We start from the raw sequence: 13,519 nt of genomic DNA, 5'->3' as shown, positions 1-13,519 counted from the left end.
TAACCATAAAGGCCGTCTGAAACCATTTGTCCCTTATTCGAAGGAAATATCATGAGTGAGACCCAAGAGCTGACTTTCGCCAAACGCTTGAAAGAGCAAACCACGACAACGCACGACAGCGTTGATAACTTGGTTATGTCCGTTCAACCTTTTTCCAGCAAAGAAAACTACATCAAATTCTTGAAACTTCAATCTGTTTTCCATAAGGCTGTCGACCACATCTATAAAGATGCCGAATTGAACAAAGCCATTCCTGAACTTGAATACATGGCGCGTTACGATGCTGTGACTCAAGACTTGAAAGACTTGGGCGAAGAGCCTTACAAATTTGACAAAGAATTGCCACACGAAACCGGCAATAAAGCCATCGGCTGGCTGTATTGCGCCGAAGGTTCTAATTTGGGCGCGGCGTTCTTGTTTAAACACGCTCAAAAACTCGAATACACCGGCGAATTCGGCGCACGCCACCTGGCTCCGCATCCAAACGGCCGCGGCAAACACTGGCGCGCTTTTGTCGAGCATCTGAATGCTTTGAACTTGACTCCGGAAGCTGAAGCGGAAGCCATTCAAGGCGCGCGCGAAGCTTTTGAATTCTATAAAGTGATTCTGCGTGAAACCTTCGGTTTGCCGGAAGGTGCGGAAGCGCCTGAAGGTATGACGCCGCACAGACTCTAAACAATAATTCAATCAAACAGACAAGGTCTCGGCGTAGATGTTTGCAGGGGGCCTTTAATTACACTACAAAGTTTTGTTTGAACGGGTTGCTGTCTTATTAATCATTAATGATTATCAGAAAATTTATTATGTATTAACTGATGGATGAACAATCCATTACATCTTGAGTTGATAATATGAAACCATTACAAATGCTCCCTATTGCCGCGCTGGTCGGCAGTATTTTTGGCAATCCAGTATTAGCAGCAGATGAAGCTGCAACTGAAACCACACCCGTTAAAGCAGAGATAAAAGAAGTCCGCGTTAAAGGTCAGCGCAATGCGCCTGCAACCGTGGAACGTGTCAACCTTGGCCGTATCCAACAAGAAATGGTGCGCGACAACAAAGACTTGGTACGTTATTCCACCGACGTCGGCTTGAGCGACAGCGGCCGCCATCAAAAAGGCTTTGCTATTCGCGGCGTGGAAGGCAACCGTGTCGGCGTCAGCATTGACGGCGTAAACCTGCCTGATTCTGAAGAAAACTCACTGTACGCCCGTTATGGCAACTTCAACAGCTCGCGTCTGTCTATCGACCCCGAACTTGTGCGCAACATCGAAATCGTGAAGGGCGCAGACTCTTTCAATACCGGTAGCGGTGCATTGGGTGGCGGCGTGAATTACCAAACCCTGCAAGGTCATGATTTGCTGTTGCCTGAGCGTCAGTTCGGTGTGATGATGAAAAACGGTTACAGCAGCCGCAACCGCGAATGGACAAATACACTTGGGTTCGGTTTGAACAACGACCGCGTGGATGCCGCTTTGCTGTATTCGCAACGTCGCGGCCATGAGACTGAAAGCGCGGGCGAGCGTGGTTATCCGGTAGAGGGCGCCGGCAGCGGAGCGAATATCCGTGGTTCTGCGCGTGGTATTCCTGACCCGTCCAAACATAAATACCACAGCTTCTTGGGTAAGATTGCTTACCAAATCAACGACAACCATCGTATCGGCGCATCTCTCAACGGTCAGCAGGGCCACAATTACACGATCGAAGAGTCTTATAACCTGACCGCTTCTTCTTGGCGCGAAGCCGATGACGTAAACAGACGGCGCAATGCCAACCTGTTTTACGAGTGGACGCCCGATTCGAATTGGTTGTCGTTGTTGAAAGCGGACTTCGATTATCAGAAAACCAAAGTAGCGGCGGTTAACAACAAAGGCTCGTTCCCGATGGATTATTCTACCTGGACGCGCAACTATAATCAGAAGGATTTGGACGAAATCTACAACCGCAGCATGGATACAACCTTCAAACGCATTACATTGCGTATGGACAGCCAACCGTTGCAAATGGGCGGCCAACATCGCTTGTCGTTTAAAACTTTCGCCAGCCAGCGTGAGTTTGAAAACTTAAACCGCGACGACTACTACTTCAGCGGCCGTATTTTACGCACGTCCAGCACGATTCAGCATCCAGTGAAAACCAACAACTACGGTTTCTCGCTGTCTGATCAAATCCAATGGAACGACGTGTTTAGCAGCCGCGCAGGTATCCGTTACGACTACACCAAAATGACGCCGCAGCAACTGAATGCCGAGTGTCATGCTTGTGACAAAACACCACCTGCAGCCAACACTTATAAAGGCTGGAGCGGTTTTGTCGGCTTGGCTGCACAGCTGAGTCAGACATGGCGTTTGGGTTACGATGTAACTTCCGGTTTCCGCGTGCCGAATGCGTCTGAAGTGTATTTCACTTACAACCACGGCTCAGGTAACTGGTTGCCTAATCCGAACCTGAAAGCCGAGCGCAGCACCACCCATACCCTTTCTCTGCAAGGCCGCAGCGAAAAAGGTACTTTGGATGCCAACCTGTATCAAAGCAATTACCGCAACTTCTTGTCTGAAGAGCAGACGCTGACCACCAGTGGCGATGTCGGCTGTACTCAGATGAATTACTACTATGGTATTTGTAGCAATCCTTATTCCGAAAAACTGGATTGGCAGATGCAAAACATTGACAAGGCCCGAATCCGGGGTCTTGAGCTGACAGGCCGTCTGAATTTGGGTCAAGTGGTTTCTTTCGTACCTGAAGGCTGGAAACTGTTTGGTTCTGTAGGTTACGCGAAGAGCAAACTGTCAGGTAACAACAGCTTGTTGTCCACTCAGCCTCTAAAAGTGATTGCCGGTGTCGACTACGAGAGCCCGAGCGAGAAATGGGGCGTGTTCTCCCGCCTGACTTATTTGGGTGCGAAAAAAGCCAAAGATGCGCAGTACACTGTGTTTGAAAACACTGGTTGGGGTACGCCTTTGCAAGAAAAAGTAGTAGATTATCCATGGCTGAACAAATCGGCTTATGTGTTTGATATGTACGGCTTCTACAAACCAGTGAAAAACCTGACTTTGCGTGCCGGCGTGTACAATGTGTTCAACCGAAAAAATACCACTTGGGACTCCTTGCGCGGCCTGTACAGCTACAGCACCACCAACGGCGTTGACCGCGATGGCAAAGGCTTAGACCGCTACCGCGCCCCAGGCCGCAATTACGCTGTATCGCTGGAATGGAAATTCTAAGCAGTTGACGGATAGCTAAAGGCCGTCTGAAAGTTTTGATGACTTTCAGACGGCCTTTTTTATTTAAAACGAAATCTTTAAACGGATAACAACGGCTGCTGCCGAACAATCGCGCGGATGATGGCGCGGTTGGGGTGTAGCGCGGTTCTTAGTCTTTGCGATAACGGATGCGGCAAGCCGAGTATTTCGGCTGCAATGGCGGCGGCGCAGATGGGGGCTGTCGCCAGTCCGCGCGTGCCGTGTGCCGTATTGATGTAGGCATTGGGCAGGTAAGGGCAGGGGATATTGTCGAGGCGGTAGTTCTTGTCCAATGCCAGCTTGGCGTAGGCGGACTGTATGGCGGCAATGTCTCCGAGTGCGCCAACAACGGGCAAGTGGTCGAGGCTGTCGCAACGTAGGGCGGCATGGCCTTGTGTGTTTTGAAGGCCGTCTGAAAATGAATCTTGCTCAAATAGGGATTGTGCCAATGGCAGATTGAGCTGGTGCAGGGCGACGCGGTTTTCGGCTTCTTCGTGCGGATACCAAGTTTCATCGTTGCTGTTGAGGATAAATGTCGCGCCGTAGCAGTGGCGGCCTTGCCAGCTGGGGCTGATGTAGCTTTCGCCGGAAATGGCGCAACGCAATTTTTGTGAAAACGGGCTGGCAGGTACGACGCCGGTTTGTCCGCGGATTTGGCGGAAAGGCAGGGTGGAGACGTTGGTGTCGGCGGCGGTCGGGCTGTGTGCGCCCATACAGTAAACAATATGGCTGGCGTTGAAATGCGCGTCCGGCGTGTGTGCCGTCCATTGTGTGCCGTCATGCGATACTGCGGTCAGCGGCGAGTGTTCGTGCAACTCAATCAGCGGATGATTTAATAAGGTATATACAACGGCGGGCGGATTCAGCCATACGCCTTGCGGCCAGTAAAGGCCGTCTGAAAATACGTCTATGCCTGCGATGTGTGCAGCCTCTTCGGCAGAAACGATGCGGTAGAGGTGCTTATGCTGGTGTTGCAAACCCAAGGCCTGATTGCGTTTGCGTTCGCTGTTGTCAAAATTCAAATGCAATACGCCGTCGCCGCCCCATACGTCGGAATCAGGCAGCAAGTCTTCCAATAATCGGCGCGTGTAGCCGTAGCCTGTCAGCAGCAGCTCGGTTTGTTCGGTATCGTGTGGCGAGATTTTGGCGTAGAGCAAGCCTTGGCGGTTGCCGCTGCCTGCCTGCGCCGCTTTACCTGCCTCCAAAACCGTAACGCGGACGCCGTGCTCCGCCAGTTTGCGCGCGGTTGCTGCGCCGGCAATGCCTGCGCCGATAATCAGGACGTGTTCGGGCGCGGCTTGATGTTCAGGCCGTCTGAACCAAGGTTTTAGAGGAATTGGGGTGGATTGGGATATGGCTTCGGTTTGCCATTCGATATGATGGAAATGTTCGTGTAAGCGGTCGGCGCGGTGTGGCGGAACTAGCCAAAGGTGCACATCAGGCAATAGGTTTTCCAAAACATTGACGCTGTTGAACTGAAGACATTTCATGGCTTGAGCGAGACGCTTGTTCAGACGGCCTTCAAGCTCGGAGGGATGATTTGACAGCGGAAAATCAGGAATACGGTTTTCAGGCAGGCAGACAATCAAATAAAGCGGCGCGGGATGTTGTTCGATGGCGCGGCAAAGGGTAGCAAGGGAAGGGGTGGTGTTCCAAGCAAGGCAGGTCATGATGAAAGGCCGTCTGAAAAAAAGAGGCTTTATTGTAACGCGGTTTGCACGGATAGAATATCCGAACGGGTTTTGATAGAATCGCATGATATTTTGATTTCCAATTGATTTTTATACAGGAATTTTATGCGCCGTCTTTTATTGTGCCTTCTCGCTTCTGGCTTGCCCATTGCTTGTTCGGCCGCGCCGCCGGATAGCGGCAGCAAAGCTGTTCAGTCCGAACGCTGGGCAACGCCCGTCAAACACGATGCCAACTTTTATCGTATCAACGACAAGCTTTATCGCAGCGAGCAGCCTGTTGCCGAAGATGGCGAAGCCATCGTCAAACTGGGCATTCAAAGCGTGATCAACCTGCGCTTTTTCGACCGCAATGATGACGACCATTTGAAAGCGTATGGTTTGACCTTGCTAAACCGTCCGTTGCTGTCATGGAGCATTAAGCCGAAAGAGATTGCGGAAATCCTATATTTAATTGAAAAACAACAGCAAAACGGCGCAGTGCTTATCCATTGTTATCACGGTGCAGATCGTACCGGTTTGATTGCCGGAATGTACCGCATTATTTATCAAGGCTGGTCGGTGGAAGAGGCAAAAGCCGAAATGCAACACGGGCCTTACGGTTATCACAGCATTTGGAAAAACATTGCCAACCTGTTTACCGAAGAGAAAGTCAAACAGGTTAAAATGCACTTGGAAGCCTTACGCAAACGCGGTTAATGCCAAGATTTAAATAGAAAAAGGCCGTCTGAAAGATTTGTTTTCAGACGGCCTTTTAAATGGCAGATTGCTTAAATCACAAAATCCGTAGTCGATAATTGAATGTTTTGATCCATATCGGCAGACGGGGTTTTGGACGAGCGGCCAACCGGTTTGGCCGGTACGCCGACAACGGTAATCGAAGACGGTACATCGGCAACCACCACGCTGCCTGCGCCGATTTTGGCATTTTCGCCGATGCGGATGTTGCCCAAAATCGAAGCGTTCGCACCAATCATCACGCCATTGCCGATTTTCGGGTGGCGGTCGCCGCTTTCTTTGCCCGAACCGCCCAGCGTTACGCCGTGGAGGATGGAAATGTTGTTGCCCAAGACGGCGGTTTCGCCGGCCACAAAACCGGTGGCATGGTCGAGCATCAGGCCGTGACCGAAACGGGCGGCCGGGTGGATATCGACACCGAAGACTTCCGACATGCGGTTTTGCAGGAAATACGCCAGCGTTTTACGGCCGTTTTGATAGAGCCAGTGGTTGATACGGTGTGCCTGTACGGCGTGGAAACCTTTGAAATACAACAGTGGCAGCGAATATTCGTCACAAGCAGGGTCACGCTCGTAAATGGCTTTCAAGTCGGCCTCGACGCATTTGCTGATACGGGTGTCCACGCTCAAAGCCTGCTGATAAATTTCAAACAGCGCGCGCACGTCCATAATCGGGCTACCGAGTTTGCTGGAAAGATGGTAGGCAAGTACCGAATCGAGCGAATCGTGGCGCAACACGGTTTGATGCAGGAAGCTCGCCAGCATCGGTTCGGCCGCAGCGGCGGCTTCAGTTTCTTCGCGGATGGTGTGCCACAGATTAAAATCAGTTGAATTCAAATGGTCTTTTTTCATATTCGAGGCCGTCTGAAGAATAAAATCAGATGGCTATCTTACCGTTTTCCAACATCTTTTAACAAGGCATTTGATAATCGACGTTCAAGTGCTTGAAGTTTTTTCAGACGGCCTTATATATGGGTTATTGAATGCTAACACTCTAAAAGGATGTCAGAAATGACGGATCGTAACGAACAACACCAAAACGAAGCCGAAGAAGCGGCAGCCGTAGAAACTGCTGAAGCAGTTGAAACCGAACAAGCAGAACCGACTTACGAAGATCTGCAGGCGCGTATTGCCGAGTTGGAAGGTCAGCTCAAAGACAGCGAGCTGCGCGGTTTGGCAAACGAGCAAAACCTGCGCCGCCGCCATCAGCAAGAAATTGCCGATACCCATAAATTCGCCGGACAAAAATTTGCGGCAGAAATGCTGCCTGTCAAGGACTACCTTGAAATGGCGCTGCTCGACCAAAGCGGTAATTTCGATGCCCTGAAAATGGGTGTGCAAATGACTTTGAACGAATTGCAAAAAGCGTTTGATGCCACCCATATTAAAGAAATCAATCCTCAGGCAGGCGAGAAACTTGACCCGCATTACCACCAAGCCATGCAGGCAGTGGTCAGCGAGCAAGAGCCGAACACCATCGTCAGCGTGATGAAAAAAGGCTACACATTATCCGACCGTGTACTGCGTCCTGCGATGGTTGTTGTGGCGAAAAAAGAAGATTGAAGGCATCGCTTGATAAAGTTTATCAAGCATAAAATCTTCAGACGGCCTTATCCGGTTTCAAAGCCCGATGTTCCGCTATTGGAAAATCATTCCGATAAACCGGAATCGAAAAATTAAAGCCGGCCGTCTGAAAAAGAATAAACGGCTTGTGGATAAATAAATCAAGTACTTGAATTTAATTTGAAAAAAAATTCAAATTAAGCCTTGAAAAAAAATGAAGCAACCTTATTTACAAGCCATCGGAACGAAATGTTCCACAGGATTATTAATTAAGAAAAGTTTATTAGGAGCAACATAATATGGCAAAAGTAATCGGTATTGACTTAGGTACAACCAACTCTTGTTTGGCCATTTCTGAAAACGGTCAAACCAAAGTGATCGAAAATGCAGAAGGTGCACGCACCACTCCTTCCGTTATCGCTTATCTGGACGGCGGCGAAGTCCTCGTTGGCGCACCCGCCAAACGCCAAGCCGTAACCAACGCTAAAAACACCATCTACGCTGTAAAACGTTTGATCGGTCATAAATTTGAAGACAAAGAAGTTCAACGCGACATCGAATCCATGCCTTTCGAAATCATCAAAGTCAACAACGGCGACGCATGGGTGAAAGCGCAAGGCAAAGAGCTGTCTCCGCCGCAAGTTTCCGCAGAAGTCCTGCGTAAAATGAAAGAAGCCGCTGAAGCTTACTTGGGCGAGAAAGTCACTGAAGCCGTTATTACCGTTCCTGCCTACTTCAACGACAGCCAACGTCAAGCGACTAAAGACGCAGGCCGCATCGCAGGTTTGGAAGTAAAACGTATCATCAACGAACCAACCGCAGCCGCTTTGGCATTCGGTATGGACAAAGGCGACAACAAAGACCGCAAAGTAGCCGTATATGACTTGGGTGGCGGTACTTTCGATATCTCCATCATCGAAATTGCCAACCTCGACGGCGACAAACAATTCGAAGTATTGGCTACCAACGGCGATACTTTCTTGGGTGGCGAAGACTTCGACCAACGCTTGATCGACTATATCATTGACGAGTTCAAAAAAGAACAAGGCATTGATTTGAAACAAGACGTAATGGCTCTGCAACGTCTGAAAGAAGCTGCCGAAAAAGCCAAAATCGAATTGTCCAGCGGTCAGCAAACTGAAATCAACCTGCCATACATCACTATGGATGCAACCGGTCCTAAACACTTGGCCATGAAAATTACCCGTGCTAAATTTGAAAGCCTGGTTGAAGATTTGATTCAACGTTCTATCGAGCCTTGTAAAGTCGCATTGAAAGATGCCGGCTTGAGCACCAGCGACATCGACGACGTAATTTTGGTCGGTGGTCAAAGCCGTATGCCGAAAGTACAAGAAGCCGTTAAAGCCTTCTTCGGTAAAGAGCCTCGTAAAGACGTGAACCCTGACGAAGCTGTTGCCGTAGGTGCAGCGATTCAAGGCGAAGTATTGAGCGGCGGCCGTAGCGACGTATTGCTGCTGGACGTAACTCCTCTGTCTTTGGGTATCGAAACCATGGGCGGCGTGATGACCAAGCTGATTCAAAAGAACACTACTATTCCGACTAAAGCGTCTCAAGTGTTCTCTACTGCCGAAGACAACCAAAGCGCAGTAACCATCCATGTACTGCAAGGCGAACGCGAACGCGCTTCTGCCAACAAATCTTTGGGTCAGTTCAATTTGACCGACATCGCACCTGCACCACGCGGTATGCCGCAAATTGAAGTTACTTTCGACATTGACGCCAATGGTATCTTGCACGTTTCTGCTAAAGACAAAGGTACAGGCAAAGCGGCCAACATCACCATCCAAGGTTCTTCAGGTTTGAGCGAAGAAGAAATCGAACGCATGGTGAAAGATGCCGAAGCCAACGCTGAAGAAGATAAAAAACTGACTGAATTGGTCGCTTCCCGCAACCAAGCCGAAGCCCTGATTCACTCTGTGAAAAAATCTCTGGCTGATTACGGCGACAAACTCGACGCTGCCGAGAAAGAAAAAATCGAAGCTGCGTTGAAAGAAGCTGAAGAAGCAGTTAAAGGCGACGACAAAGCCGCTATCGATGCCAAAGCCGAAGCTTTGGGTGCAGCCAGCCAAAAATTGGGCGAAATGGTTTACGCTCAAGCGCAAGCCGAAGCACAAGCAGGCGAAAGCGCACAAGCCGAGCCATCTTCCGCCAAGAAAGACGATGACGTGGTAGATGCCGACTTTGAAGAAGTAAAAGACGACAAGAAATAATTGAGGTCGTCTGAAAAAAGCGCGAATCGCAAGGTTCGCGCTTTTTGTCGTTTGGAAAATGTGTAAAGACGCTTTGTTGAAATTGACAGTAAACTTTCAAAACCTTGCTACATCATCGTGTTGCCATACTTCTATTGCCGAATTTTGAACAGATTTCGCCTAATGCTGACAGTAGCCGACAGTCAAAGCCATTAGTATTTGTCCATCGCTTGAGTGCGAATAAATTCTTATTTTTACCTCAAATCAACCCCTTGAAAGAAGATAAATATGAAAAAACTGATTCAAATGACCTCTTTGATGGTTGCAGCTGCCGGTTTGGTATTAGCTCCAGTCGCTTCTGCACACGGCAAACACGAAATGCATCCGAAACAAGAACGTATGCACAAAAAAGCCAAACCGCAAAAAATGAAAAAACCTGCACCTAAAGCCAAACGCCATGCAGCCAAGCCTAAACATCATCAAGAGCATCGCCACGAACATCATTAAGATGAATCCTCAACAATAAATAAGGCCGTCTGAAACCCAAACATCAGGTTTCAGACGGCCTTTAGTTTATCTGTCAAATAGAGGTTTGCCGTTTTTCTTGTGCCAAACGGGTCGGCTCCAACCAGGCAATGTTTCTTTCTGCCAGCGCATTGCGCCAATAATCCAGTTTGGTATCCAAATCTTCAGAGAAACTGTCTTGATTCAAAAGTTGAATGATAACGCCGCCGTCTGTAGCTTCGGCCAAACGGCTGATTTGACGCAAAATGCCGCGGTCGGGAACAGTTTGCGTGCGTACGCCGATGAGAAGTTGCGCCGGAGTTTGTTTCAATTCGGCTTCTAATTGTTCCAAATCTTTTCTGCCGGCGACCACACCTTTGTCTATCCATTCTTGCGCCAAAACGCCGGAAAACCAAAGCGGCTCAGGCCATTCCGTTTCCAGTGTAACAGCCCATTTGGGCGCATTATTCAGCGTAATTTTGGATGAAACGGGAACGATGTTTTCCTGAAAATCATCGGCATCAACAATTTTCGTTTGCCATGTGCGGAGGATGTTTTGATAGTAGGGCTGATTCAAATCCAAACGTTCGCGAAGGGTTTTTAAAGTAATCTTGCAAGCCAGCCAAGCAATCAAGCGCGGCAGAATGCCATAGCAGATGATGCTGCCGATGAGTAAGCTCGCCCAAGCGCGTGCATCTTCAATATGATTGTTCAGACGGCCTGCAATTACGGCCTGACTGTCGGGAACAGGAAAGCCCAAACGTTCCGGCAGCCATGACAAAGCTTCAACCGTTTTCACCAACGCCGTATTGCTTAAAAGCGTACTTTCCCAGTTGAACGTATATTGACGCACCAAAAGCAGCAGCAAAACAGAAACCAACATTCCCGACAGCGTGCAAAGCCACAGGCTGTGCGAAGTTGCACCAATCAGCCAACGCGTTTGCGGTTTGCGCCATTCGTCCACATAAAGCCGCAAAATTGCCTGATTGACCGGGTCTTTACCTCGGAACCAAGTTGCCGGACTGCTGATAAAGTGCACATTTTTCAAACGCAAGAATAAAGTCGCCAGCCACACCAGCAGCATGACTGTATTCATGCCCAAAATCCCGGCCAATACCAGAAAAAAGTTTAGCCCCTGATTGTCCATCAAAAGATAAGTACTGGAAAAACCGACCGTAAACAATAACGTCGCCGCAACAATCCAAAGCCAAAACGAGCCTGTCTCCACCTGTTGCAACACATATTTCAAATGCTGGTCGCGGTCAATAATTTGGGCGCGGCGTATCAGTTTTTCCTCGTTGCCGCCATCAATATGTCGCAACGCTTCCGTCGCCTGCACAGGATCTCCCGGAAAAATATAGGCACGTTCTTCAAGGATACGGACCAATTCGACAAGTTTTTGCGATGGATTCAACATAAATGATAGGCCGTCTGAAAGATACAATGGAAACAGCTGTAAAAGCAGTTTCGATTTCGAATGGGGTGTATAGTAGTGGAATAGATGTAAAAAAAGCAGCCCGAAAGCTGCTCATTTTTAGTGTGGTGCGGACGGAGGGACGCGAACTAAAGGGGTAATTCATTGTTTTATATTATAAAAATAATAAAGCAATTCAAATATACCCCCAAATAACCCCCCCATCTTGCAAAGGTCAAAAAATAATTTAGCAGTCTAGTGCCGGTCATTATAACTTTTTTTGGCGCGTGTTGTTATTTGAGTGATCAGGCCGGCGGCTTCCATCTCAAATTTAAAACGCTATATATATACAAAATGCACTGGTTACTCTGGTTACCTGGTTACCAGCCCCTAAAAACCTTTATAAATCAACGATAATGCGGTAACCAGTTATGCTATATGAATTGGTTACCACTGCCGGTTAAGTGGTTACCCGCCGATTTTTGCTTTCTTTTTATGGACTCGCAAAATTCAAGGGGCTGCTTTTCTCTCGCGCGCGCGTATTGGTGTCGAAATTATTTATTCACTGCCTGCCTTTTTGGTAGATATGGCGTAAATAGGCTAAAATTGCGCCGTAAGCGTGTTTCATTGATTGGGTAGGGTAGGTATAGGGAAAGGGTCAAACAGTCCTAATTTTTGAGTTTTGGGGGCTTCCTGTTGGTTTTATGCTTTCTTGGTTGGTCTGCCTGAATGTTTGGACGTAAAAAAGCCCGCCATTGTCGGTAATAGCGGGCTTGCTCTTGGTTATTCGTCAAAGTCGGGCGGGGCTTCTCCCATCAAAACATAGAATCGGCTTGCACTGCCGTTGCGTTTGCGCTGGTGTTTCCATCTGCCGTTATCGGCTTTTTTTAACCATTGGCGATTATGTAGGACTTCACACGCTTTGCGCGGGCTGTATCCTTTACAGACTTCATTTTCAAAGACTACGGGGATTATCCAGTATTCATCTATGCTCCCCTCTTGTTTCCGATAACCTGCATGATTTTGGTTCCAGGTTTGGGCGTTCCAGTCTGAAAAGCGCATTGACAGTGCGTTAACGTCCATAAAGGCGATTACTTGCTCAATAATCCGGCGGTCTTCGCGGTTTCCTGTGCCGTTTTCTTCAAGCCATTCATTGAAACACTGCCTTACTCCTGCTTCTCCTGCTCCTTGTCTCATGCCGGTAATAGGGGCGGCATATTCCAAGACGGCGGCCAAAAGGGCAAAGCGGAGGGCAATTCTTCGCGCCTGTCCCTCCATTGGTGGCAAGGTCTCAAGGAATCGGGCGCGGCTGGCTTCTACGGCTTGGGCGGCGGCTTCTTTTCCGTCTTTGAGGATTTGGCGGATAAGGGCGCGGCCTGCTGTTCCTCGTTGCTTGGCTGTGGCTTGGTTGATATGCTCCGACAGTTTCGCGCCATCTGCGAAGCCGTGTAACGTGTCGTAAATGCCATATCTTGCCTCTGCCTGTATGTCAGGCAATCTAACATGGTTACCCGCTTTCCATTGGGCGCGGTCTCCTATCAGGCTTTCCGGGTTTATTTCGCCGGTCGAAAGGATCAGATTGCGCCATGTTTTCTGTCTGCGGTTGCCGCCATCTTTTGCGCCCTGCGTTTTTGAAACGCCGTTGATAACGCTGTAAACCATTTGGGGGATTTTTCGGGGGTCGGCTGTTTGCCCGATTTCATCTAACACCAGCAAGCCATCATTACGGGCTAAAGCTAAATTCTGCAAGCCAAGCGGGGTAGTGTCCCAATTGCCTTTAGTGGTTTCAGGGTCTCCCCATACACTCAAGGCAAGCCGCGCGGCGGTTGTTTTGCCTTTTGATGAATCGCCCGCCAAATGGAAGCCGCCGCCCTCTTCGTTCAAAAGTGCCAAGAATGGCGCGGCCATGCTTAAACCTAAAGCAAGGCATAGGCGGCTATTGTTCTCTGCGTATCGCGCGGCCTGTTCCTGCCATTCCTTGAGGCTGCCTTTTTCTGTGTAACCGTCTTTTTGGCTGGTGTCTCCGTTGTATAGAATGTTTGTTCCGTCTGCGTTAATGGCTTCCCCGCCTGCCAGTATGTAGGCTTCCCCGTTCCACCCGGCGCGGTCGGTAATGGTAAAGGCCGCCTGGCTTCCCTCTTTCTGCAAATAGTCTGCCAGT

The 13,519-nt window shown here is 49.0% G+C and carries 10 protein-coding genes; 6 read left to right on the top strand and 4 right to left on the bottom strand.

Going from position 1 to position 13,519, the window contains the following annotated elements; all coding sequences use genetic code 11:
* The first annotated feature begins 51 nt into the window (after positions 1-51).
* Positions 52-675 carry a biliverdin-producing heme oxygenase gene (locus tag HMPREF2700_RS11025; RefSeq protein ID WP_049329094.1) on the top strand — a complete coding sequence of 208 codons (624 nt, stop codon included), beginning with the start codon at positions 52-54 and terminating at the stop codon, positions 673-675.
* Positions 676-851: 176 nt separating this feature from the next.
* Complete coding sequence (locus HMPREF2700_RS11020) at positions 852-3,224, top strand: TonB-dependent hemoglobin/transferrin/lactoferrin family receptor (RefSeq protein ID WP_070592115.1); 2,373 nt, start codon at positions 852-854, stop codon at positions 3,222-3,224.
* Positions 3,225-3,301: 77 nt separating this feature from the next.
* Here the strand turns inward: HMPREF2700_RS11020 and mnmC are convergent, their stop codons facing one another.
* Positions 3,302-4,912, bottom strand: coding sequence for an FAD-dependent 5-carboxymethylaminomethyl-2-thiouridine(34) oxidoreductase MnmC1 (mnmC, locus tag HMPREF2700_RS11015; RefSeq protein WP_070592113.1), 1,611 nt, complete (start codon positions 4,910-4,912; stop codon positions 3,302-3,304).
* Positions 4,913-5,038: 126 nt separating this feature from the next.
* On the opposite strand from mnmC, the gene HMPREF2700_RS11010 reads away from it, so the two are divergent.
* Entirely contained in the window at positions 5,039-5,629 is a 591-nt protein-coding gene (locus tag HMPREF2700_RS11010) for a tyrosine-protein phosphatase (RefSeq protein WP_070592112.1), read from the top strand.
* 71 nt (positions 5,630-5,700) lie between these two features.
* Here the strand turns inward: HMPREF2700_RS11010 and cysE are convergent, their stop codons facing one another.
* Positions 5,701-6,519 carry a serine O-acetyltransferase gene (gene cysE, locus HMPREF2700_RS11005; RefSeq protein ID WP_070592110.1) on the bottom strand — a complete coding sequence of 273 codons (819 nt, stop codon included), beginning with the start codon at positions 6,517-6,519 and terminating at the stop codon, positions 5,701-5,703.
* Positions 6,520-6,669: 150 nt separating this feature from the next.
* On the opposite strand from cysE, the gene grpE reads away from it, so the two are divergent.
* The 3 genes from grpE to HMPREF2700_RS10990 all read left to right on the top strand — a co-directional run bounded on the left by grpE (position 6,670) and on the right by HMPREF2700_RS10990 (position 9,947).
* Positions 6,670-7,230 (top strand): nucleotide exchange factor GrpE, encoded by a 561-nt coding sequence (gene grpE, locus HMPREF2700_RS11000; RefSeq protein WP_070592109.1) that lies wholly within the window; start codon positions 6,670-6,672, stop codon positions 7,228-7,230.
* Between the two features lie 299 nt (positions 7,231-7,529).
* A complete protein-coding gene (gene dnaK / locus HMPREF2700_RS10995; protein WP_070592108.1) occupies positions 7,530-9,461 on the top strand; it encodes a molecular chaperone DnaK in 1,932 nt (643 codons plus the stop codon).
* Positions 9,462-9,728: 267 nt separating this feature from the next.
* Positions 9,729-9,947, top strand: coding sequence for a hypothetical protein (locus HMPREF2700_RS10990; RefSeq protein ID WP_070592107.1), 219 nt, complete (start codon positions 9,729-9,731; stop codon positions 9,945-9,947).
* Positions 9,948-10,020: 73 nt separating this feature from the next.
* Here the strand turns inward: HMPREF2700_RS10990 and HMPREF2700_RS10985 are convergent, their stop codons facing one another.
* Together HMPREF2700_RS10985 and HMPREF2700_RS10980 are read right to left on the bottom strand one after the other, a co-directional pair.
* Complete coding sequence (locus HMPREF2700_RS10985) at positions 10,021-11,361, bottom strand: DUF2868 domain-containing protein (protein WP_070592105.1); 1,341 nt, start codon at positions 11,359-11,361, stop codon at positions 10,021-10,023.
* A gap of 780 nt (positions 11,362-12,141) precedes the next feature.
* Positions 12,142-13,519 (bottom strand): DUF927 domain-containing protein (locus HMPREF2700_RS10980; protein WP_070592142.1); only part of this gene is annotated, 1,378 nt, incomplete at its 5' end.

Source organism: Neisseria sp. HMSC068C04 (assembly GCF_001810105.1).
GTDB lineage: Bacteria > Pseudomonadota > Gammaproteobacteria > Burkholderiales > Neisseriaceae > Neisseria > Neisseria flavescens_B.
Note: the sequence above shows the minus strand (reverse complement) of the source record. Positions and strands in the feature narration are given on the sequence as shown.